General features: G+C 68.1%; 17 protein-coding genes and 1 pseudogene. 4 read left to right on the top strand and 14 right to left on the bottom strand.

Annotation, left to right across the window (positions count from 1 at the left end; all coding sequences use genetic code 11):
- Positions 1–265: pseudogene (locus MT490_RS16410) on the top strand (methyl-accepting chemotaxis protein); the annotation flags it as partial.
- Between the two features lie 326 nt (positions 266–591).
- Here the strand turns inward: MT490_RS16410 and MT490_RS16405 are convergent.
- On the bottom strand, positions 592–2,739 hold the full coding sequence (locus MT490_RS16405) for an EAL domain-containing protein (protein WP_297390130.1): 2,148 nt from the start codon (positions 2,737–2,739) through the stop codon (positions 592–594).
- Positions 2,736–4,604, bottom strand: a complete 1,869-nt coding sequence (locus tag MT490_RS16400; protein WP_297390128.1) for an ATP-binding protein — start codon at positions 4,602–4,604, stop codon at positions 2,736–2,738. Before MT490_RS16400 ends, MT490_RS16405 begins: the two co-directional genes overlap by 4 nt.
- A 255-nt stretch (positions 4,605–4,859) precedes the next feature.
- Here MT490_RS16400 and MT490_RS16395 point away from each other — a divergent pair, with 255 nt between their 5' ends.
- Together MT490_RS16395 and MT490_RS16390 are read left to right on the top strand one after the other, a co-directional pair.
- On the top strand, positions 4,860–7,013 hold the full coding sequence (locus MT490_RS16395) for a TonB-dependent receptor (protein ID WP_297390125.1): 2,154 nt from the start codon (positions 4,860–4,862) through the stop codon (positions 7,011–7,013).
- A 41-nt stretch (positions 7,014–7,054) separates the two neighbouring features.
- On the top strand, positions 7,055–8,260 hold the full coding sequence (locus MT490_RS16390; RefSeq protein WP_297390123.1) for a PepSY-associated TM helix domain-containing protein: 1,206 nt from the start codon (positions 7,055–7,057) through the stop codon (positions 8,258–8,260).
- 16 nt (positions 8,261–8,276) lie between these two features.
- Here the strand turns inward: MT490_RS16390 and MT490_RS16385 are convergent, their stop codons facing one another.
- From MT490_RS16385 to MT490_RS16350, 8 genes are read right to left on the bottom strand one after another with little or no spacing between them, the layout of a single operon-like run.
- Positions 8,277–8,720: a response regulator gene (locus MT490_RS16385; protein ID WP_297390121.1), complete on the bottom strand. Its 444-nt coding sequence runs from the start codon at positions 8,718–8,720 to the stop codon at positions 8,277–8,279.
- Between the two features lie 17 nt (positions 8,721–8,737).
- Positions 8,738–10,684 carry a response regulator gene (locus tag MT490_RS16380; protein ID WP_297390119.1) on the bottom strand — a complete coding sequence of 649 codons (1,947 nt, stop codon included), beginning with the start codon at positions 10,682–10,684 and terminating at the stop codon, positions 8,738–8,740.
- Positions 10,684–11,733 carry a chemotaxis-specific protein-glutamate methyltransferase CheB gene (gene cheB / locus MT490_RS16375; RefSeq protein ID WP_297390117.1) on the bottom strand — a complete coding sequence of 350 codons (1,050 nt, stop codon included), beginning with the start codon at positions 11,731–11,733 and terminating at the stop codon, positions 10,684–10,686. Before cheB ends, MT490_RS16380 begins: the two co-directional genes overlap by 1 nt.
- Positions 11,734–11,735: 2 nt before the next feature.
- Entirely contained in the window at positions 11,736–13,721 is a 1,986-nt protein-coding gene (locus MT490_RS16370) for a response regulator (protein WP_297390115.1), read from the bottom strand.
- A 3-nt stretch (positions 13,722–13,724) separates the two neighbouring features.
- Positions 13,725–15,197 (bottom strand): methyl-accepting chemotaxis protein, encoded by a 1,473-nt coding sequence (locus MT490_RS16365; RefSeq protein WP_297390111.1) that lies wholly within the window; start codon positions 15,195–15,197, stop codon positions 13,725–13,727.
- 17 nt (positions 15,198–15,214) lie between these two features.
- Positions 15,215–15,727 (bottom strand): chemotaxis protein CheW, encoded by a 513-nt coding sequence (locus MT490_RS16360; RefSeq protein WP_297390108.1) that lies wholly within the window; start codon positions 15,725–15,727, stop codon positions 15,215–15,217.
- Positions 15,724–17,223 (bottom strand): CheR family methyltransferase, encoded by a 1,500-nt coding sequence (locus tag MT490_RS16355; RefSeq protein WP_297390105.1) that lies wholly within the window; start codon positions 17,221–17,223, stop codon positions 15,724–15,726. The genes MT490_RS16360 and MT490_RS16355 overlap by 4 nt, the downstream gene beginning before the upstream one ends.
- The gene (locus tag MT490_RS16350; RefSeq protein WP_297390102.1) at positions 17,220–17,660 is read right to left on the bottom strand and encodes a chemotaxis protein CheW; all 441 of its coding nucleotides are present in this window, start codon (positions 17,658–17,660) and stop codon (positions 17,220–17,222) included. The genes MT490_RS16355 and MT490_RS16350 overlap by 4 nt, the downstream gene beginning before the upstream one ends.
- A 274-nt stretch (positions 17,661–17,934) precedes the next feature.
- Between MT490_RS16350 and MT490_RS16345 the strand changes: the two genes are divergently transcribed.
- Positions 17,935–19,626, top strand: coding sequence for a response regulator (locus MT490_RS16345; protein ID WP_363321760.1), 1,692 nt, complete (start codon positions 17,935–17,937; stop codon positions 19,624–19,626).
- Between the two features lie 20 nt (positions 19,627–19,646).
- On the opposite strand, the gene MT490_RS16340 is transcribed toward MT490_RS16345, so the two are convergent.
- From MT490_RS16340 to MT490_RS16325, 4 genes are all read right to left on the bottom strand, one after another.
- Entirely contained in the window at positions 19,647–21,272 is a 1,626-nt protein-coding gene (locus MT490_RS16340; protein ID WP_297390099.1) for an alkaline phosphatase D family protein, read from the bottom strand.
- An 11-nt stretch (positions 21,273–21,283) separates the two neighbouring features.
- Positions 21,284–24,526, bottom strand: coding sequence for a TonB-dependent receptor (locus MT490_RS16335; protein ID WP_297390097.1), 3,243 nt, complete (start codon positions 24,524–24,526; stop codon positions 21,284–21,286).
- A gap of 93 nt (positions 24,527–24,619) precedes the next feature.
- Entirely contained in the window at positions 24,620–25,627 is a 1,008-nt protein-coding gene (locus MT490_RS16330) for a FecR domain-containing protein (RefSeq protein WP_297390095.1), read from the bottom strand.
- The gene (locus MT490_RS16325; RefSeq protein ID WP_297390092.1) at positions 25,596–26,198 is read right to left on the bottom strand and encodes an RNA polymerase sigma factor; all 603 of its coding nucleotides are present in this window, start codon (positions 26,196–26,198) and stop codon (positions 25,596–25,598) included. The genes MT490_RS16330 and MT490_RS16325 overlap by 32 nt, the downstream gene beginning before the upstream one ends.
- Between the last annotated feature and the right edge of the window lie 76 nt (positions 26,199–26,274).

The following is a 26,274-nucleotide window of genomic DNA, read 5'->3' as shown; positions in this document are numbered from 1 at the left end:
CGGGACGATGGACCAGTCGACCCAGCAGAATGCCGCGATGGTCGAGGAAACCTCTGCCGCCGCGCGCAATCTCAACGGCGAAGTCGCGGCGCTCAGCGAGCAGGCGTCGAAGTTCAACGTCGGCGCCGAGATGCGCGCCATGACGGCCCGCGCCAGCGCGCCGGCAAGGCCCGCCAGGACGACAAAGGCCTCGGCCTATGTCTCGCCCGTCAAGGCGCTCCCCGTCGCCAACGGGGCCGCCCACGACAACTGGGCCTCGTTCTAAGAATTCCAGCCGAGGAGAAGGGCGTCCCGCTCTTCTCCTCGTCCTTTTGAGACTGCCCTGCCCCTAACGGAGAAGCCAGCTGGCCCGGCTCGCGGCGACCGCCTCGCCCGCCGCTAGGACTGTACGCAACCACCGTCATCCCGGAAGCCAATTTTCTCCAAATCTGTGATTTGGTCAGAAAATTGAGCTGTCCGGGATCCACCGTGAGGCAATGGTCTGGTGGAGAGGTGGATCCCGGACAGTAAGGCTTTCCAATGGAAAACCTGGCGGTTTTCCGGGAAAGCCTAACTTCCGGGATGACGGCTTTGGTCTATTGAGCCCGGTCTCTAGGCCGAACGGGAATTGCCGCGCAGGAGGTGCGGTATGCCTTCGGCGGTGAGCGGCTCGCTGAACAGGAAGCCCTGCATGACCGGGCAGTCCTGGCGGAGCAGGCTGTCGCGCTGCTCCTCGGTCTCCACGCCTTCCGCCACGCAATCCATGCCTAGCGTGCGCGCCAGGTTGAGGATGCTCTGGATGATCGCGGCCGTCCCGTCATGGCTCTCCATGTCGCGGACGAACGTCCGGTCGATCTTGATGCGATCGAGCGGGAAGCGGCGCAGATAGCTCAAAGACGACCAGCCCGTGCCGAAATCGTCGAGCGAGAGCGCGATACCCAGCGCCTTCAGGTCCTGCATGATCAGGACCGTCGCTTCGCTGTCGTCGAGCGTCAGGCTCTCGGTGAGCTCGAGCTCGAGCCATCGGGGATCCAGCCCCGAGACCCGGAGCGCCTCGCGCACGGACTGGACGATATCGCCGCGATAGAATTGCTGCGCGGAAAGGTTCACCGCGATGCGGACCGGCGGAAGCCCCTTCGCCTGCCACTCGGCATTCTGCCGGCAGGCCTGTTGCAGGATCCAGCTCCCCACTTCGACCATCAACCCCCGCTCCTCGAGCAGGGGAATGAAGACCACGGGGGAGATCAGGCCCTCCTGCGGATGGTTCCAGCGCAGCAGGCATTCCAGGCCGGTGATCTCCCCGCTCTGGAGGGATATCTGGGGCTGGTAATAGACTTCGAGCTCGCCGCGCGCGCAGGCGTCGTGGACGTCCTGCGACAGGATCCGCCACCGTTCGCCGGGCACGTCCAGGTCGTGCGAATAGCTCTTGTACCCGTTCCGGCCGCTCTTCTTCGCGCCGTACATGGCGGTATCGGCCGCGCGCATCAGCACCCGCGGGCTCTCGCCGTCCTCGGGGAAGAGGCTGACGCCGATGCTGCCCGAGACGTGCGCCAGCTGGCCGCCCAGCTCGAACGGGACCTTGAGCGCCGCCAGGATGCGCTCGGCGACTTCCTGCGCCTGCTCGCGCCCCTCGATCTCGGACAGGGCCACCGCGAACTCGTCGCCGCCCAGGCGAGCGGCGAGGTCGCATTCGCGCAGGCAGGCGAGGATTCGCCCCGCCGCCGCTTCGAGCAACTGGTCGCCGATGAGATGCCCGAGCGAATCGTTGACCTGCTTGAAATGGTCGAGGTCGATGACGAGCAATGCGACCCTTCCGCCCTTGCGGCGGGCATGCGCCATTTCCCCGCTCAGGCGCTCGTAGAACATCGTTCGATTGGCGAGGCCGGTCAGCGCGTCATGGAGCGCCAGATAGCGGATCTGCGCATCGGCCTTCTTGCGCTCGCTGACGTCGCGGAAATTGAGCTGGGCGAGCCTGCGGCCCTTCATCTCGCAGGCCGAGGCGACGATGTCGACGCTGACCGGGGCGCCGTCGCAGCCCGCGATCTCGCAATCGGGCAGTTGCAGCGCGCCCTCGACTGTCAGCCTGTCGAGCGAACGCGCGATCGTGCCCGACAGCCAGGGCAGTTCGTCCGCATGCTTGCCGAGCACCGCCTCGCCCGGCTGGCCGATCAGTTCCAGAAAGCGCCTGTTCGCGTCGGCGACGCACAGGGTGTGGGTGTCGAGGAGGAGGATTCCGTCGCCTGCGGTTTCGAAGAGCTGGCGGAACCCTTCCTCGGAATCGCGGAGCTCGGCCTCGGTCTTCCGCCGCGCAACGACCTCCTGCGCGAGCACTTCGTTCTGGAGGGCCAGCCGCTGCTTGGTCGCGCGGAGGCTGAGGTGCGTGCCGATGCGCGCCAGCACCTCCTCGATCTGGAAGGGCTTGGTGACGTAATCCAGGCCGCCGGCCTCGAACGCCGCGATCTTGTCGCGTATCTCGCCGAGCGCAGTCATGAAGATGACCGGGATGTCGCTGGTGACCGGATCGGCCTTCAGCCGGCGGCAGGTCTCGAAGCCGTCGATGCCCGGCATCATCACGTCGAGCAGGATCAGGTCCGGCCCCACGAACGCCGCGCGCTTGAGCGCTTCCTCGCCGCCGAGCGCCACGAGGACCTGATAGCCGTGCTGCTCCAGATGCTCGCCGACCACGCCCAGGTTCACCGGATTGTCGTCGACGATCAGGATGGTTTCCCGGGTCTCGATCGGGTTGCTCAGATCGCTCATGCCGCCAACCTGTCTTCTAGATTCTTCTCTACGAGCTCGAGCAGCGCCGCGGACTGGAAGTTGTTCGCCAGATCGATGAGGTGCGCTCCGAACGCGCGATATTCGGGCGCGGCGGCAATCAGTTTCTCGGCTTCGGCGCGGATCGCACGCATGTTGCCGGCCTGGGCCGGGACCAGTAGCGGGCGAAGCGCTTCCGGCGGCGGAGTCTCCAGCGGAGAAGGCAGGGCGGAAACCGCTTCCTCCACGTCGGCTACGCTTTCCGGCAGGCAATTCTCTCCGAGCGGGAGCGAGAGTTCGAACCAGAAGCGGCTGCCTTCGCCGGAGCGGCTGGTCATCTCGATCCTGCCGCCCATGCGCTCGACGAGCTGCTGGCTGATGCTGAGGCCGAGGCCCGTGCCCCCGGCGTTGGCGGCGCTGTCGCCGACCTGTTCGAACGCCTGGAAGACGAGGTGCTGCTTGTCCTCCGGGATGCCCTCCCCGGTGTCGCGAACCTCGAAGCGAAGACGCACGTCGCCGCTCTCGCGGGCGACCATGCCGAGGGCGAACGCCACCTCGCCCCGGTTGGTGAACTTCACGGCATTGCCCAGGAGATTGATCAGCACCTGCCGGAGGTGCTTCTGGTCGCCGACGACGCGTGCCGGCACGTCCGAGCCGATCCGCCAGATGAAGCGGAGGCCCTTATCCTCGGCGCGCCCGCGGACCATCTCCAACACGGTCCGGACCGTCTCGCGCAGGTCGAAGGACGCGGCGTGCAGTTCCAGCTTGCCGGCCTCGATCTTGGAATGATCGAGGATGTCGCCGATCAGCGCGAGCAGGTGCTCGCCGCTTTCCTGGATCGTGCTCGCCGCGCGCAGCTGCCGGTCGTCGAGGTCGGCGGCCTGGAGGAACTGCGCATAGCCGAGGATGGCGTTGAGCGGGGTGCGAAGCTCGTGGCTCATATGCGCCAGGAAGCGCGACTTGGCCTGGCTGGCGCTCTCGGCCGCCTGCCTGGCCATCTCGAGGTACCGAGCTTCCTCGAGGTGGCGCCGCTGCCGCGCGGCAAGCGTCCGCCTGAGCGTCACCAGGCGATAGACGAGAAGCAATGCGGTGAGCCCGGCCCAGATGCCGAGGATGAGCAGATACCATTGCGCCGCGGTGAAGGAGGCGCCGGAAAGCGTGATGCGATGGACCGATCCGCTGTGCAGCCCGAGCGCCTCGCCCGATCCCGTCTGCAGATCGATCGCGACGACATTGTCGAAACGCGGCTCCTTCGCGCGCGGCATCGCATTCAGGTGGGTGCTCGCCCACCAGGATTCGACGACGGCGTCGGCGAGATCGAGCTCGATCGTCTGCCGGCCCTGCACGACGTCGATCTCGATCGCGATCGGTTTCGCGTCTTCGCCCTGAACCGGGGCTCCACCCACGAGATCGCGGTTCTTGAGCGCGATCTTCAGCCTCTTCAACGGGCCCTTATAGGTGATGTCGAGCGTGATCTTGCTGAAGCCCGAGAGATCCAGGCCGGTATCAGGCTCGACCTGATCCAGTCGTAACCCGACGCCGCAGAACGGATAGGCGAAACCCGTCCTGATCTCGCAGGTCCAGGCCAATGCGTGCGGATCCTTGAGGAAGGCGACCGAACGCCCGCCCGACGTTTCGTCGCTATAGGCATAGGGAGCATATTGGGCCGCAGTGGCGGGATCGATGCTGAGATCGTGCTCGACCAGCGCGCTCCTGAACAGGATCGCGGCCGCGGTGCATAGCAGGAGCAGGAAGATCGTGGCTTCCAGCCACAGATTCCCGAAGCGGGTTGTCCGCGTCCGATCGTCCGCGAAGGTACCGCCGGCTATGGCAGGGCGCTCAGATACCCGAATTCGCTCGCCGGACACAGTGCCTTCCCAATCTGAAACACCTGCACGGTGCCATCAGAGTCTTATAGAGGCCCGCCGGGTCCGCCGGGGATTGCTCTGCAAATTGAGAGGTTTCGCGCGCGCCGGGCGGCGCTGGACCGGCCGTGGACGGAGGGATCGCTCCTGCGACGAGCGCCCTTCCCTCTCATCGGCCGGGCGCTTTAATAAGATTGACTCGCATTAGCATGAACCCTAGTCGCCGCCCCCAACGGAATTCCAGCAGGGGGATGAAGATTGCGCCATTGGTTCGCCGCGGGCTTGTGCTGTTCGGTCGTGCTCACTCCGGCGATGGCGCAGGAAGCGCCCGCCGGCGCAGCGAGCGAGACGGAGACCGCACGTGAGGACGGGGACGACATCGTCGTCACCGGGCGCGCGGCACGGCTATATCGCGTCGACGAGACGGCGAGCGGCAAGCTGCCGACCGAGCCGCTGGCGTCGTCGCAGGCGATCACCGTCCTCACCAAGGAGCTGATCAAGGATCAAGGCGCCCGCGACGCGCAGGATCTCTACCGCAATATCTCGGGCGTCAGCTTCTTCTCCTATGCGGGCGTGACCGCACGCGGCTTCCGCCAGCAGGAGAATTTCTACGACGGCCTGCGCGGCGATCCCTATATCGGCTTCTCGGTGCCGCAGCTCTTCAACATGGAGCGCGTCGAGTTCCTGAAGGGGCCGGCGGGCATGCTCTACGGCCAGACAGCGCCCGGCGGCCTGTTCAACTATGTGACCAAGAAGCCCTCGCAGACCTTTTCGGGCTCGGTCGGCGTGGTCGGCGGCACGCAGAACCGCTACGGGGCGCAAGCGGAGGTCACCGGGCCGGTCAACGAAATGATCTCGCTTCGCGCCGGGGCCTTCTTCGAGGATCGCGACCTGCCGCGCACCTTTGCCGGCAACCGGTCGCTGGTGCTCGATGCCGGCTCGACCTTCGATTTCGGCATCGCCAAGCTGACCGCGCAGATCTTCCGGATCGAGCTCGATCTCGACGCCAATCGCCTGCGCGGCATTCCGGTCGACAATGAGGGCCATTTCCTCGCCGACCGGCGCTGGAACCATAACGAGCCGAGCGACTTCCTCGACCTGCGCTCGACCACGGTCCAGGCCCGGCTCGACGTCGAGCCGACCGACAATCTCAAGCTCGACGCGTCGGTCCGCCACATCGACGCGGTCGAGACGCAGAAATATCATGAGCCGATCGCGTTGCTCGACAGCAATCGCGATGGCCGGTTCGACGGCGTCGCGCGGCAGTATCGCGACCAATTGCGCGACAATGACGTCTGGTCCTTCGCCGCCAACGCGATCTGGTCCGCGACGCTGGGTGACGGCATCTCGAACCGGCTGCTGGCCGGCTTCGACCATAGCGAGACCGACGCGATCTTCGACAGCACCTCGCTCACCGGCCGCGCCACCGCGATTGCCGGCCTCCCCTGCCCGCTGGCCTTCGCCAACCCGGTCTATCGCGCCTGCGATCCGGCAACCTATGCGCTGCCGCCGATGGTGCGCGACCTGACCGTGTCCAAGCGCAGCGGTTTCTATCTGCTGGGCGAGCTCACGCTCGGCCGGCTCGTCGCGGTCGCGGGCATCCGCACCGACAGCTTCGAGGACGTATCGCGCCCGGGGGGCGGCGCCGTCTCGCGCTTCGAGGGGAGCGACGAGAGCTATCGCGTCGGGCTCGTCTGGCGCGTGCGCGACGACGTCTCGCTGTTCGCGCAATATGCGACCAGCTTCGAGCCGCAGGGCGCCGCCGCGCAGGATCCGCGCGCGGGCGGCCCCTTCGCGCCGACCACGGGCGACATCATAGAGGGCGGGGTCAAGACCGCGCTGATGGACGGCCGCATCCAGTCCAGCCTGTCGGTCTACAGGATCCGGCGCGAGAATCTCCTCCAGGCCGATCCGCGCGGCGATCCGGAGGGCGACGGGGTCAACAATTCGATCGCGTTCGGCGAGGTCACCTCCAAGGGCGTGGATTTCGACATCGCGACCGACATCACGCGCAACTGGGTGCTGACGATCGCCTATTCCTACAATGACGCGCGGATCACCAAGACCAACGGGCTGACCGCGATCACCAACGCCGTCGTCGGCGGGCGCTTCGCCAACGCCCCCCGGCACAAGCTCGGCTTCTGGACGCGCTACCAGCTGCCGCGGACCGGCCTCGCCCTCGCCTTTGGCGGCGATTACGTCTCGCGGCGGGTCAGCCTCTCGAACCAGACGGTCAACCCGTACATGATCTTCGACGCCTCGGTCACTTATGGCCGCGGCCCCTGGGAAGCCCGCGCCCGCGTCGACAATCTCTTCGACAAGACCTACGCCGCCTCCGGCTTCAACGACCGCGGCGGCCATTTCCCGGGCGAGCCGCGCTCGGCCTTCCTCGAGCTCGCCTACAAGTTCTGACGATGGCGACGGCCAGCCTCCCAGCCGGACGGACGGGCAGGATGAAGGCGAGCCGCCTGTGGTGGCACGTCCATCACTGGGTGGGCTTCAAGCTCGCCTTGTTCATGAGCTTCGTCTTCCTGACCGGAACGCTGGCTGTCCTCTCGAACGAAATCGACTGGCTGCTCCAGCCCTCGCTGCGCGTGTCCCCGTCGAGCGTAGGCGCCGAGCCCGATTGGGAGAAGATCGTCGCGAGCGCCACGGCCTATCCGGGCATCAGGCAGATCCAGGGCATCGACGAGCCGACCGCCGGCGCCTTCGCGGTGAAGGTGTCGGTGATCCGGGACGACGGCCGCTACGGCTTCCTCCATGTCCATCCGGCGACCGGCGCGGTGCAGGGCGAGGCGCCGTGGGTCGGGGCGCAGCGCGTCCTGCGCAACATGCACCGGCACCTCAACCTGCCGGTGTGGATCGGCGTGCCGATCGTCTGCACGCTCGCCTTCCTGATGCTGGTCAGCCTGGTCAGCTCGCTCATGGTCTACAAGAAATGGTGGCGCGGTTTCCTCAAGCTCCCGCGCCGGCGCGACGCGCGCACCTGGTGGGGCGACTTCCACCGGCTGGCCGGGGTCTGGAGCCTGTGGTTCGTCGCGCTGATCGCGCTCACCGGCATCTGGTATTTCGTCGAGCAGCTGGGCGCCGACGCCCCGGTGCCCAGGGTGGCAATCAGCAAGGAAGCGCCGCCCGTGGCGCCGGGCCCGATCGAGGCCGGCCGGCGGTTCGCGGCGAGCCTGCGCGCAGCCCGTGCGGTCGATCCGCAGCTCGACATCCAGAGCATCCGCTTTCCGTCGCCGAAATCGCCCGCCTTCGTCTTCGAAGGCGCGAAGACCGCGATCCTCGTCCGCCCGCGCGCCAATGCGGTGTGGACGGATGCGGCGTCGGGACGTGTCCTCGCCGCCTTCGACGGCACGGATCTCGATATCCACCAGCGGATCAGCGAGATGGCCGATCCGCTGCATTTCGGCACGTTCGGCGGCTATTGGACCAAGGTCCTGTGGTTCCTGTTCGGCGGACTTCTCACCGGCCTGTCGGTCTCCGGCGTGGCGATCTACGCGCTGCGCATCGGCCGCGAGCTCAAGCAGGCGACCCCGCTCGGCCTCGGCATCAGGCGCGCCTGGCACGGCATGGCGCGATGGCGGTGGCTCGCGCTGGCACTGGTCCTGACCGCCTTCCTCATGCTCCCGACGCTGCTGGCGGAACGGGCGGGCTGATGCCGCGCCTTCCCGACTAGAAAAGCTTGGGGGGCGGTTCGTTGAGGACCAGCCAGTACAGCCCGAGCTGGCGGGTGGCCTCGGAGAAGCATTCGAAGTCCACCGGCTTCTGGACATAGCTGTTCGCGCCGAGACTGTAGCTGCGCAGCCGATCCTGCTCCTCGCGCGAGGAGGTGAGGATGACGACCGGCACCAGGCCGATCCCCGGCGCCGCGCGGATCTGCTTCAGCACCTCGAGCCCGTCGAGCTTGGGGAGCTTGAGATCGAGCAGGATCATGGCGGGCACGTCGCGCGGATCGCGCCCCGCATGAGCGCCGCGCGCGAACAGATAGTCGAGCGCCTCGATGCCGTCGCGCGCGACGATCACCTCGTTCAGGATTTTGTTCCTGGCAAAGGCCCGGAGCGTCAGTGCGACATCGTCGGGATTGTCCTCGACGAGGAGGATGGCATTGGCGGCCATGGCTTCGTCTCCGATCCTCAAACCCTGAAGTGGAAGGTCGCGCCCGCACCGGGCCGGCTCTCCGCCCAGATGCGCCCACCATGGCGCTGGATGATCCGCTGGACGGTGGCGAGGCCGATCCCGGTGCCTGGAAACTCCTCCTGTGCGTGGAGGCGCTGGAAGACGCCGAACAATTTGGCGGCATAGCGCATGTCGAAGCCGACGCCGTTGTCGCACACGAAGCAGGCGGGGCCTTCCGGCGTAGCCGCCATGCCCAGCTCGACTCTCGGCGTCGGGTTCTTCGCGCTGAACTTGAGCGCGTTGCCGAGGAGATTCTCCAGCACGATCCGCATCAGCGCGCCGTCCGCCGCGATCGTCAGCGTATCGGGCAGGACGATCTCGACCTCCTCGCGCGGTTGCTGCTGGCGGAGATCGGCAACCACCGTGCGGGCGATCGCGGCGAGGTCGATCGGCTCGCGGCACATATTGAGGCGGTCGATGCGCGAGAGCTGGAGAAGATCGTCGATCAGCTCGCCCATGCGCTGTGCAGCCGCGCGGATGCGGCGCAGATAGTCCTGGCCCGTCGTATCGAGCGTGCCGCCATAGTCCTCCAGCAGCGCCTGGCTGAACCCGTCGATGCTGCGCAACGGCCCGCGCAGATCGTGCGACACCGAGTAGGTGAACGCCTCGAGCTCGTTGTTCTTGCGCTCGAGCTCGGCGATCAGCTCCGCGCGCGTTTCGGCGAGCGCGCGCGCGGCGCGCGCCTGGGCGATCTCGAGCGCAGTGCGCATCAATTCACCGCGGATACGGCGGTTCTCGTCCTCGAACTGCCGGCGGCGGAGCTGGGCCTGGACGCGCGCCTTGAGCACTTCGAACTCGCTCGCCTTCTGGATATAGTCGTCGGCACCGGCGCCGAGCCCTTCGAGCATCGCGGCGCGGCCCTCGATCGCAGTGAGCATGATGAGGGGGATGTCGCGCAGCATCGGCGCCGCCTTGATCCGGCGGCACGTCTCCTGCCCGCCGATTCCAGGCATCAGCAGATCGAGCAGGATGCAATCGACCGGCTGCACCGCGAGCAACTCGATCGCCGCCTCGCCCGATTGGGCGAGCACCACGTCATGCCCTTCGCCACGCAGCGCATCGGCCAGCTCGTGCAGATAGGTGACGCTGTCGTCGACGACCAGGATGCGCTTGGGCCCGATCAAGCTCGCGGTCTCGCCATGCACGGCCTCGGACCTGCGGCGGAGCGTCGCGGCGAGGCGGGCGAGGATCAGTTCGACATTGTCCTCCTTGTGGACGAACGCGTCCGCGCCCGCCTCATAGGCTTCGAGCTCGGCACCGCGATCCTCGGAGGCGGTGAGCAACAGGCAGGGCGTGCCGCGCAGCGCCGCGTCGAGGCGGAGGCGGCGGACCACCGTGGCGCCATCGATCCCGGGCAGCATGCCGTCGACGACGATCGCGGCCGGGCGCCGCTCCGCCGCGACGCGCAGCCCCTCCTCACCGTCACCCGCGAGATGCACCGCATATCCCGCATCCTCCAGCGCATGCGCGAGCGCGCCGCGGAAGGTCGCGCTGTCGTCGATCACCAGGATGGCCTGACGGTCCGGCGCAGTCTCCGTTCCCCGACCGCGGATGAGCTCGCGCGCCTTGGCGACGACATGGCCGACGTCATAGGGCTTGCCGACATAATCGTCGGCGCCGGTGCGCAGGCCCCGGATGCGATCGCCGATCTCCGCCTCGGTGGAGAGCATGAGCACCGCCGGCGAAGCTTCGGAGGCGCGGATCTCGGCGAGGAGCTCCACGCCGTCGCCGTCGGGCAGCAGCACGTCGAGCACGGCCAGGTCGACCGCACCCTGCGCCAGCGCCGCCCGCGCCTCGGCGACGGACGCGCAGGGCCGCACCGCGAAGCCGGCCGACGCGAACGCATCGGAAAGGTCCATGCGGACGGTGACGCTGTCGTCGACGATGAGCACCGTGCCGGCCATCACGGGTCGCCCTGTCCGGCCGCTAGCGCGGTCAGCGCCGGGCCGATCTCGCCGATCGGCAGGATCCGCTCGGCCGCCCCGAGCATCGCGGCCTCGCGCGGCATGCCATAGACGACCGAGCTCGCTTCGTCCTGCGCGATCGTCCTGCCCCCGGCGATGCGGATCGAAAGCAGCCCCGCAGCCCCGTCGCGCCCCATGCCGGTCAGCAGGCAGCCGGCCGCAGCGGCGCGATATTCGTGCGCGAGGGACTCGAACAGCATGTCGACCGAGGGGCGGCAGGAATGACGCGGCGGATCGCGCGACAGGTGCACGCGCCCTTCCTGGACGATCAGATGGCTGTCGGGCGGTGCCATCAGCACGCGTCCCGCCGCCGCCGCGATCGGTTCGCCGTCGCGCGCATAGGCCACCGGGCGCTGCGTCTGGGCGTCTAGCCAGTCGGCGAGCGCGGCGCCGAACGGTTCGTTGATATGCAGCACGAGCAGGAGCGGCAGATCGAAATCGGGCGGAAGCCCGCGCAGCAGCTCGACGAGCGCGCCCGGCCCGCCGGTCGATGCACCGACCGCCGCGACCTTCAATTGCGGCGCGGACAGGATGGGCACCGACGCGGTCGACTTCCAAAGGCCGAGCCGGGCGCGCGGATGGGTGATGACGGGGATACGCGCGACGAGCTTGACCGCCGCGATCAGCTTCCGCTCCCAGGCACCTTCGGGTTCCTCCCCGTTCGGCTTTTCGAGGACGTCGACCGCGCCGGCGGCGAGCGCTTCATAGGTCTTGAACAGTTCGCCGCGGTTGACCGAGGCCGAGACGATCAGGATCGGCGTCGGGCAATGCGCCATGATGTACTCGGTTGCGCCGAGGCCGCTGATCACGGGCAGCATCATGTCCATCGTGACGAGATCGGGGCGGAGCGCGGCGGCGAGCTCGATCGCCTGCTTGCCGTCCTCCGCCTCACCGACGACCTCGATGCCGGGGTCGCCCGCCAGCGTCTCGCACAGCCGCTGCCTGACCGTCGGCGAGTCTTCCACGACGAGGATTCGGAGCTTCGCCATGGCTAGACCAGGAGCTGTCGGATGCGATCGAGGAACGCGCCCTGATCGAACTCGCTCTTCACGATATAGCCCTGCGCGCCGACCTCACGACCGCGCTTCTTGTCCTCGGGCGCGGCGCGGGAAGTGACGAGCAGCGCCGGGATCGCGCACAGATCGGAATCGCGGCGGATCGTCTCGATGAAGCCGAAGCCGTCCATGCCCGGCATCTCGACGTCGACGAGGATTAGCCCGTAGTCGCCGCGCCGCGCCGCCTCCAGCCCCTCCTCGGCGGAGGCGGCGGTGTCGACGCGGTAGCCGGCGGATTCGAGGATGCTCTGCTCCAGCATCCGCGTCGTCAGCGAATCGTCGATCACCAGCACCGGACGCGGCGGCACCTCGGGCGCGGCCTGCGGCAGCGCGGCGCGCCGGACGGCGGTGGCGAGCGCGTCCGGATCAAGGACGAGCTGCGGGTTCCCGTCCGCGTCCATCGATACCCCCGCGACGATCGGCATGGCGGGCGCGAGATCGGGGAGCGGGCGCAGCACCAGGGTCGCGATCCCCGCCAGCCGGTCCACCCCCAAGGCTACGTCACCGCCCGCACCTTCGACAATCGCCGCGAGCGCGGGACGGCGTGCCGCGCGATGCGTTCGCCCGGCCGCCCCACCCAGCAGCGAAGCGATCGGCACGAACGGGATAGTCCTGCCGTCGCACGTCACTGCCTCGCCATCGGCGGTGCGGGCGATCTCCCGCGGCAGGAAGCGCATCACCCGGCGGATCGCGTCGAGCGGAATCGCGAAGACATCGGCGCCTGTTTCGAACTGCATCGCTCCGATCGACGCGACCGAGAGGGGAACCAGGAGCTCGATCGTCGTACCCGTGCCCGGCGCGCTGCGCACCGCGACTTCGCCGCCCAGCCGTTCCATGGCGTCGCGGACGATGTCGAGGCCGATCCCGCGCCCGGAAACCTCGGTGACGCTCCCCGCCGTGCTGAGCCCGCCGCCGAGCAGCAGCCGCAGCAGTCCCTCGGCGCCGGGCCGGTCGGGGATCGCGATGCCTTTCGCGCGCGCGGCGCGGCGCAGCGCTTCCTCGTCCAGGCCGCCGCCGTCATCCGCACAGGCGAAGGCGATCCGTCCTCCCCGTCGCTCGACGGTGAGCGCGATCCGGCCCTCTTCCTGCTTGTCGGCGGCCCGTCGCCGATCCGCGGTCTCGATGCCGTGTGCTGCGGCATTGCGCACGAGCTGGACGAGCGCGCCCTGGAGCACTTCCAGGACATGGCCGTCGAGCCGCACCTCGCCGCCGCGCGCCGCGAAGCCGACGCGCTTCCCCAACGACTGGGCGACGTCGCGCGCGGTCCGTTCGAGCGGGTTGAACAGCGCGCCGGCGGGGACCAGCCGCAGTTTCTCGGCGCCGCCGCGCAATTGCCGCAGCTCGCGATCGACCTGGTCGATCGAGGCGGAGAGCTTGCGCTGCAGGCCCGCGAGCGCGGCACGCAGGTCGCTCGCCGCCCGTTGCCCGCCGAGGCCGTCGACGAGGCCACGGACGTCTCCGAAGCCGTCGAGCGTACGCCGCGCGCCTTCCAGCCGCGTGCGCGTCTCGGTGACGCCCTCGAGTAGCGCGTCGAGCTCGAAGACGTCGGCGCGCAGCATGCGGAGCGGCTCGTCGGCGGAAGGAGGTCGGTCCGGTGCCGCGTCGCGGTCCGCGCCCAGATCGGCGACATGGCCTCCAATCTCGTCGAGCATCCGCAGGATCCCATCGATCGCCTCGCGCGGCGGCGCGGCACCGGCCTCGCGATAGGGGTCGAGCAGTTCCTCGATCGCATGGGCGCGATCGGCGATTGCGCGCTGCTTCACGATCCGCGCGGCGCCCTTGAGCGTGTGCGCGAGCCGCAGCAGCCGGGTGACCAGCCCAGGTTCGCCCTCCCCCTTCTCGAGATCCAGCGCGCCCTTGACGAGCGCATCCTGGAGCTCGCGCGCTTCGGCGCGGAAATAGAGATAGGGGTCGCGCGGCACGCGTCAGGCGGCCGCCTGGGGCTGGACGAGGCGCAGCAGATCGCGCGACAGGCCCGCGAGTTGCGACACCGTATCGAGCGTCTGGCGCGCGCTGACCTCGGTCTCGCGCGTGGCCTGGGCGACATTGGCGATCGCCGCGTTCACCTGCTCGACCGCGCTGCTCTGCTGCTTGGTCGAAAGCTCGATCTCGCGCGCGGCCTCGGTCGTGGTGACGAGCAGGGTCGCGATCTGCTTGAACGACGAGGCGACGTCGCCGAACTGGCGCGAGCCGCCGTCGACGGCCTTGGACCCGGTCTCGGTCGCCATGATCGTGGTGTTCACCGCGCCGCGCATGTCCTCGATCAGCGGCCTGATCTCCTTGGTCGAGCCGGTGACGCGATCGGCGAGCTGGCGGATCTCGTCGGCGACGACGGCGAAGCGCCGGCCGGCGTCTCCCGCCCCGGCCGCTTCGATCGTCGCGTTGATCGCCAGGATGTTGGTCTGCTCGGCCAACTCCGAGACGATGTCGACGACCGCGCCCACCTGCTGCGACTTCCTGCCCAGCTCGAGCATATGGGCGACCACCATGTCCATCTGCTGGCGGATGCCGGCGATCGAATCATGCGCCTGGTCGACCGTGTCGTCGCCCGACTGCGCCGCCGCCGTGGTCCGCTCGGCTATCTCGGCGACGCGCTGCGCGCTCTCGGCGATCTGGCGCGAGGTGGCGAGCAGCTCGCTGATCGTGGTGGTGATCTCGTTCATCGCGGTGGTCTGTTCCTTCGCGCCCGTCGCTTGCTGGTTGGCCGCGGTCTGGAGCTCGGCCGACGAGCTCTGGACGTGCGCGACGGCGGTGCCGATCTGGCGGTTGAGCGCGCGCGACAGGAACAATGCGACCAGAATTGCGAAGAGCCCGCCCAGGCCGACCGCGACGCTCACCAGCCCGATCGCATAGCGCGCGCGTTCGCCTTCCTCGCGCTCGGCATCGGCGACTCGCCTTTGCTGGAGCCCGACATAGTCCCGGATCGCCGCGGTGACCCTGACCCGTCTCGGCAAGACCTCATCCTCATAGGCCCTCATGATCGTCGCGGCGGGGGCGCCGCTGCGCCGCATCTCGACGACGCGATCGCTCGCCTGCTGATGCATGTCCGTTGCTTTCCGGATGTCCGCGATGGCTTGCGCCGATCCCGCGATCGACGGGTTCCGTTCGATCCTGTCCAGATTGGCGGCGAATTCGTCGCGCGCGGCGCCGGCCTCCCTCGCGAACCGCTCGTCGCCGTTGAACAGGAAACCGCGCGATGCCGCCGACCTGCGCTCGAGCAGCAGTTCGAGCTGCGTGGCCCGAAGCAGGCCATCCATGTTCGCCGCGACGACGCGCTCGTTGCTGGCGACCAGGTCCCGCAGCGTCGAGATCGCGACCAGCCCGACGATCACGGTGAAAGCGGCGGCCACGGCCAGGCTGATGTTGATCCTGCGCGAGAACGTCCATTGCTGCAGCATGTGCGGGCTCTCCTGTTTCATGAGTCGGCGCGGCCACGGATCGCGGCGAGCAGCGAGTCGGTGTCGAGCACGGGCAACGCCGCATCGCCGGACCTGAGCACCTGACGGACGTGGCGCTGAGCCGTCGCGGCGTCTCCCTCGGCATCGTCCGGCAGTCGGAGAAACCCTTCGACCGCGTCGAAGGCGAGGGCGACGCGCGCGCTCGCCAGGATCGCCAGCCAGGGCGCCGTCTCCCCGCCCCCCGCATAGCCGAGCAGGACGCGAAGGTCGTAGACCGGCACGGCACCGCCCCGCACCCCGGCCAGGCCCAGGCATTCGGACGGGTTCCCAGGCAGCGCCGCCAGCTTCCCCAGGGGGACGAGCTCGGCGAGGTCCAGAAGGCCGATCGCGTGGGGATCGCCCCCGATCCGGACCGTGAGGAAATCGCGCGGGGTCGGCGGCGCGGCGGGACGAGCGATGGCGAAGCTGCGGTCGAACGCCTCCGCGAGGGCGCGCGCGCCGTCGAAGAGCGTAGGGGCGGAGCCGCTCACGCGTCCTCCCCGCAGCGTTCGGGTTCGGTGCGGCACAAGGCGAGCAGCGCGTCGCGGCCGAAGCCGCCACCGAACAGCAGCAGCCGCCCGGTCTCTTCGCGCTGGAGCAACTCGAATGCCATGCCGAGCTCGCACTGCGCTTCCTCGGCGTCGCCCGCGCGCCGGGCAAGCAGGCCGAGATGGAGGTGCGGCATGGCGAAGGACGGATCGAGATAGGCGGCGATCTGGTACTGCTCGATCGCGCCGCGCCGGTCGCCCCCCACCTCGCGGCACAATGCGAGCACGTGATGCGCGCCCGCGCTCATGTCGTCGCGTCCGAGCAAGGAGCGGCAGGCCCGCTCGGCGGCATCGAGCTGGCCGGCATGGACGAGGAGCGTGGCGTGCAGGAGCAGGATGTCGGGGTCGGCCAATGACCGCGGCGGGAAAGCCTCGACCAGCTCGAGCGCCTCGGCGAACCGTTCGCGCGCGAGGAGATCGAGCGCCGCGCCGTAATCCGCGCGCGGCGCGGAAACCGCCTCCGCCTGCACGTGCGGCGAAGGCGCGCCGGCCAGCGTCTCGATCCGCTTCGCCGCGCGGCCGATGTCGGCGATCCAGTCGGATTCCGCTTCGACCGGCGGCTCGGACGAGACCCGCCTGGTCCCCGGCGCACTCGGGTCCGCGGCGGCTTCGTTTCGTTCCTTGCGCTGGTAATAGAACGCCCCATGGGTGTGGCGCAGATGAAAGTCGTGCGAGAGGCCCCGCAGGGTCTCGGCATGGCCGAGGAACAGATATCCGCCCGGCGCGAGCGCGCCCGCGATCCGCGCCACCACCGCGCGCGCGGTCTCCTCCGGAAAATACATGATCGTGTTGCGGCAGAACACGATGTCCCAGCTTCCCGGCCGCCAGAATTCCGGATCCTGGTCGATCAGGTTGCGCTCGTGGAACGCGACGGCGCCCCTGATCCCGTCGTCGAGCTGGAACTCCGCACCGACGCGCCGGAACCATCGCGCGCGCATATCGGGCGCGGTCTCGCGGAACGCCCAATTGGTGAAGCGCGCCCGCTGGGCCTTGCGGATCACCGCCGGATTGATGTCGACCGCCTGGATCGAGACCGGCGCGACGGACCCCGCCGCCGCCTCCCGCGCGACGATCGCGATCGAATAGGCCTCCTCGCCCGATGCGCACCCCGCCGACAGGATCCTGAGCTCGCGCCCGCCCGCGACGGCCAGCCGCCCCGGCAGGGCGATCTCGGCGAGCGCGCGGAACTGATCGGCCCCGCGGAAGAAATAGGTCTCGGGCACGGTCAGCTCCCGTGCCAATGCGCCGATCTCGCCGCGGGTCCAATCGGATCCGAAACGGTTGAGATAGGCGGCGGGCTCGATACCGGTCGAATCCAGCCGGCGCCGGAGCAACTCGGCGAGGAAACCGAGCCGCGCGTCCTCGATCCGCAGCCCGAGCCGCAGCTCGACGAGGTCCTGGAAATCCCGCACCTCCCGGTCGCCGAGCTCGTGCGTCATGCAGCCGGAGCCTCCAGCTCCGCGGGAACATCCAGGATGCCGCGGAGGACCAGCAGCAATTCATTGTCCAGCGCACGCATCGTCGAGACGAGCTCCGGGCTCGCGCCGCGGAGCAGCGGCGGAAGCCCTTCGCCGTCGATGGAAAGGTCCCGCACGCCGAGCGCGGCATCGACAGCCACCGCGACCCGGCGGCCCGGCAATGCCACCATCACGAAATAGGCAAGCTCGGAAGCGTCGCCGCCGAGCAGGACCGCTAGGTCGACCACCGGCGTCGCGACGTCGCGGATGATGGACACTCCGGGAACGAACGACGGCGCGCCGGGCACGGGGCTGATCGGCAGCCCGCGCATGATTTCGACGATATCGGCGCAGGGAAAGGCGCAAAGCCGCGGCCCGACCCGGCAGAAGAACGCCAGATTGCGCCTTGGACTGTCCATGGGTCTCCTTGCGCGAGACGTTCCGACAATTGCAGCAGCGCATCGCATGATCCTGCGGGCCAGCAGGATCGACTTTGCCGAAATCACCCTAAAGTACGGCTGCCATTCTAAGCCATCGTCCGGCTAGGGCCACAAGCAGAGTAAGCTTCATTTTGGATCACTCTCTTCTTACGAGAGACATGATACGATGATAGAGATTGATCTCTATTGGTCAGCGATTTCATTATAGCGCGCCTGCGTCAATATTCAGGAATGTCTGACCGGCGGGGACAAGATGACCATGTCATCTCTGATAAATATCCTTGTTCTGGAGGATGATCCTGCGCACGCCGACTTGATGATCCTCGAGCTTCGTCGCGCTGGGATTGCGCTCGACTGGCGCCTGGTTTCCACCGAAAGGGAATATCTGGAGGCGCTCGATCCGGAAATCGACGTGATATTGGCGGATTATTCGCTGCCCGGCTTCAACGCGCTGGCGGCGCTCGAGCATCTCGCGCAGTCCGGCCTGGCAATCCCGTTCATCGTCGTCACCGGCATGCTCGGCGACGAGGCGGCGGTCGACTGCATCAAGCAAGGCGCGACGGACTATCTGCTCAAGGACCGATTGAAGCGCCTCGGTCCCGCGGTGGCGCGCGCCGTCGAGAGCCGGCGCCTCGCGCTGGATCGCGAGCGCGCGAAGGAACAGCTGCGCCGCTCCGAGCAGGCGGCGGCCGAGGCGCTGCAGCAGGCCAATGCCAGGCTGGAGCGCAACGTGCAGGAGCGCACCCGCGCGCTCAGCGAGGCCAATGCGCGCCTGCGCGCGCAGATCGCCGAGCGGCAGAAGGTGGAGGAACAGCTCCGTCAGGCGCAGAAGATGGAGGCGGTCGGCCAGCTCAGCGGCGGTGTCGCGCACGATTTCAACAATCTGCTGACGAGCATCATCGGCAATCTCGATCTCGCGCTCCGCAAGGAAGGCGACGAGAAAGTGGCAAGGCTGTTGCGCCAGGCACTGACCGCCTCCGAGCGCGGCGCGCGGCTGACCGCGCAGTTGCTCGCCTTCGGCCGCGGCCAGATGCTCGCCACTGCCTCCGTGGACATCAACCAGCTGGTGAGCGGTCTCGAGGCGATGCTGGCGAGCACGCTGACGCCCGCCATCACGATCCTGCTGGCGCCGGATGCGCGGCTATGGCCGGCACTCGCCGATTCCACCCAGATCGAGCTCGCTTTGCTCAACCTCGCGATCAATGCCCGCGACGCGATGCCGACGGGCGGCACGCTGCGCATCGCGACGCGCAACGTCGCGCCCGACGATCCCGCGCTGCCCGGCGATCTCACCGGCGCGGCAGGCTATGTGGCCTTGGTCGTTAGCGACGACGGCGCCGGCATGGCCGAGACGGTTGCCAAGCGCGCCTTCGAGCCCTTCTTCACTACCAAGGAGGTCGGCAAGGGATCGGGGCTCGGCCTGTCGATGGTCTACGGCGTGGTGAAGCAGCTCGGCGGCACGGTGACGCTCGAAAGCGCCCCCGGGCGCGGCACCACCGTGGCGATCTACCTGCCCCGTGCCGATATCGCCCTGGCCAAGCTGATCGACGAGCGCGTCGAAACGGCGCTTCCGATCAATGGAGTCGCGAGCCCGGTGCTCGTCGTCGACGACGATCCGCTCGTACGCGACACCACGGCGAACTGGCTCCGCGAGTTCGGCTACGACGTCCTCGAGGCCGATAGCGGGCCGAGCGCGCTCGCCATCCTGGACGGCAATTCGAAGGTCGATATACTGGTGACCGACCTGGTGATGCCGGGAATGCACGGCTACGCGCTGGCGAGCGAAGCGCGCCTCCGCCGCCCCGGCATGCCGGTGATCCTGATCACGGGCTATACGGGCTTCGCTTCGGAGACCGGCCTCGACGAACGCGAGTTCCCTGTGCTGCACAAGCCGTTCCGCCCGAGCGAGCTGGCGGGGATAATGATATCCTGCCTGCGCAATTAGCCGGGTCGGCGAGGCGCCGCTCACACGAAGGCCCGCCGTCCCCGCTCGACATGCATGCGGTGCGTGCCCGCGATCGCGGTCGTCCGCGACTGGATCGTCTGCAGGAACAGCCATTCGCCGGTGACGCGCCGCGGCGTGATCTCGATCATCATATAGCCGCGCCGGCTGGTATCGGCCCATTTCAGCTCGGGATTGGCGGCGACGAAGCCGGCAGCGACGGTCTTCGGGTCGGCGGCGCAATCGCCCTCGATCCCGCCCGAGGTGACGCTGTGGCCGGCGAACTCAACCCCGGCGGGCCGCCCGTCCTCGGCGAGCGAATAGGCCCAGGCATTGTGGCTATCGCCCGAGAGCATCACGAGATCCGCATCGGCCTGCTGCGCCGCGCGGAGCAGCCGCGCGCGCGCCGCGGGATAGCCGTCCCAGCGGTCCATCCACATCGGCAGGCCGAGCCTGCCCGCGCGGATGCTGTCCCGGAAGCCGTTCACGCGGCGCTCGGTCGAATCGGCGCGGAGCCAGCTGACCGCGTCCGCGGGCATCAGCGTCCGCCCCAGGATCGTGCCCATGCCGACCAACTGCCAGGCGGTGGTGCGCGCATTGGCCTTCAGCGCATGCGCCAGCCAGCTCTCCTGCATCGAGCCGAGCATCGTCGCAGAAGGATCCCGCCACGCGCCGTCGCGAAACGCCTTGAGCGCGGCATCGGGATCCGCCGCGCGATAGGCGGCGCCGATATCGGCCGGCCGGGTGCGCCCGAGCAGCCGCGATTCGGTGCGATAAAGCGTCGCGAGCGTACCGAGCGGATAGGCCTTCCACGGCTCGTCCGAGACCGGCATCCACTCGCGATAGGCCTGCATCGCGGCGGCGCGGCGCGCGTTCCAGTCGCCCTCCGTCGCCGGCTGGTGGTTCTGCGCGCCGCCTTCCCAACTGTCGTTGGTGGATTCGTGATCGTCCCACAGCGCGACCATCGGCGCCATCTGGTGCAGGCGCTGGAGATCGGGATCGGCGCGGTAGCTGGCGAAGCGCAGGCGATAATCGGCGATCGCGAGGATCTCGTGGTCCGGCTCCGGAACCCGCCCGGCGACGACCTTGTCGCGATAGGAGGCGGCGCCGTACTCGTAGATATAGTCGCCGACATGCAGCCACAGGTCGAGGTCGGATCGCGCGGCCGCATGGCCATAGGCGTTGAACCAGCCATAAGGCAGGTTCGAGCAGGAGAAGAGGCCGAGATTGAAGCGCGGGACGTCGCCCACGGGCAGGGTCTTGGTGCGCCCGACCGGCGACTTGCTGCCATCGGGCGCGACGAAGCGATACCAGTGGACCGTTCCCGGCTTCAGCCCGTCGACCGTGATCTTCGCGGTCCAGTCGCGCCAGGGACCGGTGCGCACGCTGCCGCCCGCGACGACCTTCGAAAAGTCCGCGTCGAGCGCCACTTCGACGTCGAGCCGGATCGCGCCGTCGCCGGCCGCGGGCACGTAGCGCGTCCAGAGCAGCATCGAATCCGGCCCCGGCTCGCCGCTCGCGACATTGTGCGTGAACCCCCTGGCGGCGAGGAGCTGGGCGGCAAGGCCGCGGCCTGCGGGGAGCAGGAGCGCCCCGAGGCCCAGGCTGCCACCGAGGACGAGGCTCCGGCGATCGACGTGCATCTTCATGTCCCGCCTCCTCAGAAGGTGCCCTTGATGCCCAGGTTCCACATCGACCCGTAGATGCTGTACTGCTGCACCCGGCCGGGGACGTTCGAGTAGATCACGTCGGGCGCGTTGAAGATGTTGCGGCCCGCGAGCATCACCTCGAACCTCTTGTCGATCTTGTAGCTGGCGCTGACGTTCCACAGCTCGCGCGGGGCGTGGTAGAGGATGCCGTTGTTCGCGGTGGTGGGCGTGTTGCTCAGCGCGCTGGTGCGGTACTTATCCTGCCAGTTGCCGGTCAGCTGCACGTCGACCGGCCCGTAGCTGTAGCGGAAGCCCCAATTGGCCGCCTTCTTGGGCATGTTCACGCGCTCGCCGTCCGGGTCGATCACGGTCAGCGAGGCGCGCATGCCGAACCCCTTGAGCGCGCCCGGCAGGAAGCTGAACTGCTGGTCGTATTCGACGATCACGCCCTCGTTGGTGCTGATCCCCGGCGCGTTCTGCGCGCTGCGGAAGATGTAGCCGGGATAGTCGCTCGAGCTGTAGCCGACATCCTCGGGATCGACGGTGATGCCGGTGACCTGCATGTCCTTGATGTCGAGGCGGTAATAGGAAAGCCCGACCACGCCCGAGGGCTCGAGGAAATATTGCAGCCCGGCGAAATACTTCGTCGAATGCTCGGGCTTGAGCAGCGTGTTGGGCACGCTGACGATCTGCGTGTCGTCGTTGACCGAGACCACGCCGCCAAGATTGCCGTAATCGGGCCGCAGGATCGACTGGCTGTAGGCGAATTGGCCGACCAGATTGTCGGTGAAATCGTACTTGATCCCGCCGCTCAGGAACCAGTCGTCATATTCGCCGCGCCGCGTCGAATAGGCGCCGTTGTTATATTGGTAGAGCAGCCCCTCGACCGTGTTGACCGAGAGCCCGGCGGCGGTGACGTCCTTCACCGGGCGGACATTGGCGACCCGGGCCCCGGTCTTCGTCCGCTCGTAGCGCAGCCCGAGATCGAACCGCGCCCGGCCGGCACGCGCCTGAAGTTCGACATAGCCGGCCACGATGTCTTCCTTGACGCGCTTGTTGTTGTCGAGGTCGCGCTTCAAATTGCCCACCGTGTCGGGCACGAAATATTCGGGATGCGCCTTGTAGATGTCGTACATCGCGTAGTTGCTGTCGGCGCGCCAGTTCTGCGCGTTCATGTTGCCGGCGTCGAAGCCGAGCATCTGGAACTGATAGTTCTGCGTCCAGGGGATCACTGCCTCGGGCGCGCGCTGGGTGAGGTCGCCGGTGGGCCCGACATATTGGAACTGGTTGAACGAGCCCTCATTGGTCCGCCAGTCGTTGCTGCGCAGCCCGGCCCCGCCCAGCGCGAGGAACGGCACGCCGGCGATGTCGAACTTCTTCTTCAGGTCCAGATTGCCGCCGTACATCTCGTTCTTGGCGTCGGATTCGGAGGTGCGGATGTTGTTGCCGATATCGTCGTCGCGGTTGAAGCTCCTGGGGTCGCCCCAGGGGCGGCCCGCGGTCTGGGTGAGCGTCCATTCGTTGGATGTGGTCGAGGGGCGGTCGAGCGTGAAGCCGATGCGGGTCAGATAGCTGTCGGTCCGCTGGAAGAAGCCCTTGCTGTTATCGCGGAAGTTGAACTCGGAGCTCGAATAGCTGCCACGCAGCACCGCCTCGAAGCTGTCGTCCTTATATTCGAGCTTGGGCGCGACGAGCCATGCCGGGGTGCCGGCATAACGGTGCGAATATTGGGTGTGCAGCCGGGTGTTGGCGCCGTTCGGATTGACCACGATGTGCGTCGGGGTGGAATCCGCGGTGGCGCGCGAGGTCGTAGTCGTGCCGAAGATCAGGAAGGTGTACTGGTTGAAATATTCGACGTCGTAGAAGGAATAGTTGCTCCGCAACGACAGGGTCAGCTTGTCGCTGGCCTTGTAGTCGAGGCTCAGATTGGCGGCTTTGCGCGTCGTCAGCTTCGGGCCCGGGCGCCACATGACCTGGTACGGAATCACCCGGCCGTTGGCGAGGTACGACCAGTCGGTCTGGATGCGGTCCTGCTGGACGTAATTGGCGTTGTAGCTGGCGTTGAACGCGACGCCGAGCGTGCCGCCCAGGAAGACGTCGGCATAGCCGATCTGCGCCGACGGAAAGATGCGCGCATGCTTCCTGTCGTCGGGGAGGTAGATCGGCGAGAAGCCCGAATCCGAGGTACCCACCGCGCCGAGCTGGAAGCGCAGCAGCCGCTTCTTGCGCTGGAAGGCGTATTTGCTGCGCAGGTTGATGCTGCCGCCCGGGGAATCGGCGTCCATGCTGGCGGTCAGCGTATTGTTGAGCTCGATCGAGTCGATGCCGGTGATCGACATCTGCTCGAACGAGTTCTGGCGGCCGTTATTGTTGTTCGACGTGGCGGTCGCCATGCGGGCGCCGTCGGTGGTGAAGGTCGAATATTTGGGGTCGAGGCCGCCGATGCGCACCGCGGTGGCGTCCACCTCGGTATAGTCGAGCGAGATGCCCGGCATGTTCTTCATGAACTCGCCCACGTCGCCCATGGTGAGCGCGCCGAAATTGTCCGCGGCGACCACGTTCTTGGCGTTCGGCGCCGCCCGGCGCTCCATGATCGCGCTGGCCTGGCCCGAGCGCGTCGCAGTGACCGTGACCAAAGCCGCCTCGTCGCCGCCCGACGCCGCATAGGAAGGCGCCTTGAGCTCGACAGCCAGCGTCGCCACCTGGCCGGGGACGACGGTGGCGGCGACCCTCGCCGCCTGCAGGCCGGTATATTGGACCAGGACGGTGACGTCGCCCGCCGGCACGCCGGTGAGGCGGAAGCTGCCGTCCTCGTCGGACCAGCCGACGATCGTCGTACCCTCGACGCGGATCTCGGCGTTACGCACATATTCGCCGGTCGCGGTGTCGAGGACACGGCCCGCGAGCGTGCCCTTGCCCGCAACCTGCCCGGCCGGAGCGGCCTCGGAAGCGCGGCGCGAGCGCAGCGTGACGATCTGGCCGTCGTCGCTGACGATCTGGAGCGGGGTGCCCGCGATCAGGCGGCGCAGCGCCTCGCGCGTTTCCATCGATCCCTTGATCGCCGGGGTGCGCACGCCCGAAAGGTCGCGCGCCGAGGCGATCACCTGGAGCTGCGCCTGCCGGGCGAATTCGGGGATCGCCTGGACGGCGGGCTGCGCCGGAATGTCGAACGCGCGGACCTGCGCATGGGCGGGAGCCACGACGCCCAGCGACAGGACGATGGCCGTGCTCGAGAGGATGGAATTACGGAACATGTTTTGCGACCCCCAATGCGCGCGGGCAACCGCCGCGCGTTTGGAGGTTGAGAGGCTTCGGGCGGCCGCTTCCGCCATCCGCCGCGAAGAATTTTATCGCGCCGCCGCTCCGCGGCTGAGGATCACGGCATCGCCGCTCTGCTCGACTTGGGCGCCGAACAGCCCCGCCACCGCCCGGCTGAAGCCCACCGGATCGCTGGCGGAGAACAGCCCCGCGACGGGCTCCCGGGCGAGCGCGGGATCGCGGATCTCGATCCGGATCCTGCTGTAGCGCGCGAACTCGGCGGCCGCCTGGTCGAGCGGTTCGCCCTCGAAGGCGATCTTGCCCTCGCGCCATGCCAGCTCGCGCGAGACGAGATCGGGCGAGATCGGCTGCGGGACCGGGACGGCTCCCGTGCCGCCGATAGCGGAAGGTGAAAGGACGAGCCGGGTCTGGGCCGGCAGGACGAGTGCGCCGGACGCACGCGCCTCTTCCAGCGCGACATCGCCCTGGTCGACCAGGATGTCGACGGGCTTCCCTTTCAGCTTGCGGACGCGGAATGCCGCGCGCGTGGCGCGCAGCGGCGTTCCGGTGCCGTCGACGAAGAAGGGCCGGCGGGGATCGCCGACCACGGTGAAATAGGCTTCGCCGGAGAGCAATTCGACGCGACGCGCACTGTCGCTGTAGCGTACTCGCACGCTGGTCTCGGTGTTGAGCATGACGGTCGAGCCGTCGTCGAGCGTGACCAGGCGCACCTCGCCGAGGCCCGTCGTGATCGCGCCGGCAGCCGGCGCGGTGATGCCCAGCACCGCGATCGACGCGACGACTGCCCCGCCCGCCCCGGCCCAGGCGAGCATTCTGCGCCTGGAGACCTTGGGCACCGGCTTCGGCTCGGGAGCGGCGAATTGCGCGGGATCGAATTGCGGGCCGAGCGCCTGGGCGGATTCGCTCAGCATCGACAGCGCATCGGCGCGCAGCAACGCGCCGCGCCTGCGCGAATCCCCGCTCAGCCACGCTTCGAACGCTTGTGCTTCCTCTTCCGACAGCGGCCCGCGATCGAGCCGCGCAATCCAGTCGGCAGCTGTCTCGTCAATGTACCGACTGGTTTCTCGCTCGGTCATCTAAAGAGGCAATCTCCAATTCTCTTTCCCTAGAGGCTTCTGCCAGAGCTTTTCCGCCATGACCAAACCAATCGACGAGAAAACGGAGCCCTTTCGAGATATGCTTTTCGACGGTGTTCTCCGAAATGGCCATGCGCGTGGATATCTCGCGCTGCGAGAGGCCCTCGACGCGGCGGAGGACGAAGGCCTCCTGGGTCTTCGCGGGCATGGCCCCGATCGCCTGGGCGAGCCGCCGCAGCTGATCGCGATCGATCGCGATGCGCTCGGGCGAGGGGCAGTCGTCGGCATGCTCGAGCTCGGTGAGGTCGTCCATCGTGTGGATCGAGACGACCCGCGCGCGGCGCACATGATGGGTGATCACCGAGCGCGCGACCTGGAAGAGATAGGCGCGCGGGAAGCGGATGCCCTCCACCGTCTCTAGATCGGCGAGGATCGCATAGGCCTGCTGGATGATGTCGTCGACCTCGAGCCCCAAAGGCTGGCGACGCGCGAGCCAGCTCCGCAGCGCAGGCTCATGCGGCAGGATGTTGCGGAGGAACCATTGCGTCCGTCCCCGATCGATCGCGCGCATCAACTATCCCTGGAGGGTGCAAACCCGCTTTAGAGGTGACGCCGCGAGTGGGCCTCCGGAGAGGGCTCGAAGCGGA

The sequence above is a fragment of the Sphingomonas sp. genome (assembly GCF_026460985.1).
In the GTDB taxonomy this organism is placed as follows: Bacteria; Pseudomonadota; Alphaproteobacteria; order Sphingomonadales; family Sphingomonadaceae; genus Sphingomonas.
This window is presented reverse-complemented; position numbering and strand designations above follow the sequence as displayed.

Excerpts from the sequence above, each read along its gene's own strand:
- MT490_RS16405 (WP_297390130.1), bottom strand. The coding sequence starts at position 2,739 with ATGAGCGATCTGAGCAACCCGATCGAGACCCGGGAAACCATCCTGATC.
- MT490_RS16390 (WP_297390123.1), top strand. The coding sequence starts at position 7,055 with ATGAAGGCGAGCCGCCTGTGGTGGCACGTCCATCACTGGGTGGGCTTC.
- MT490_RS16385 (WP_297390121.1), bottom strand. The coding sequence starts at position 8,720 with ATGGCCGCCAATGCCATCCTCCTCGTCGAGGACAATCCCGACGATGTC.
- MT490_RS16380 (WP_297390119.1), bottom strand. The coding sequence starts at position 10,684 with ATGGCCGGCACGGTGCTCATCGTCGACGACAGCGTCACCGTCCGCATG.
- cheB (WP_297390117.1), bottom strand. The coding sequence starts at position 11,733 with ATGGCGAAGCTCCGAATCCTCGTCGTGGAAGACTCGCCGACGGTCAGG.
- MT490_RS16365 (WP_297390111.1), bottom strand. The coding sequence starts at position 15,197 with ATGCTGCAGCAATGGACGTTCTCGCGCAGGATCAACATCAGCCTGGCC.
- MT490_RS16355 (WP_297390105.1), bottom strand. The coding sequence starts at position 17,223 with ATGACGCACGAGCTCGGCGACCGGGAGGTGCGGGATTTCCAGGACCTC.
- MT490_RS16350 (WP_297390102.1), bottom strand. The coding sequence starts at position 17,660 with ATGGACAGTCCAAGGCGCAATCTGGCGTTCTTCTGCCGGGTCGGGCCG.
- MT490_RS16345 (WP_363321760.1), top strand. The coding sequence starts at position 17,935 with ATGACCATGTCATCTCTGATAAATATCCTTGTTCTGGAGGATGATCCT.
- MT490_RS16340 (WP_297390099.1), bottom strand. The coding sequence starts at position 21,272 with ATGAAGATGCACGTCGATCGCCGGAGCCTCGTCCTCGGTGGCAGCCTG.
- MT490_RS16335 (WP_297390097.1), bottom strand. The coding sequence starts at position 24,526 with ATGTTCCGTAATTCCATCCTCTCGAGCACGGCCATCGTCCTGTCGCTG.
- MT490_RS16330 (WP_297390095.1), bottom strand. The coding sequence starts at position 25,627 with ATGACCGAGCGAGAAACCAGTCGGTACATTGACGAGACAGCTGCCGAC.
- MT490_RS16325 (WP_297390092.1), bottom strand. The coding sequence starts at position 26,198 with ATGCGCGCGATCGATCGGGGACGGACGCAATGGTTCCTCCGCAACATC.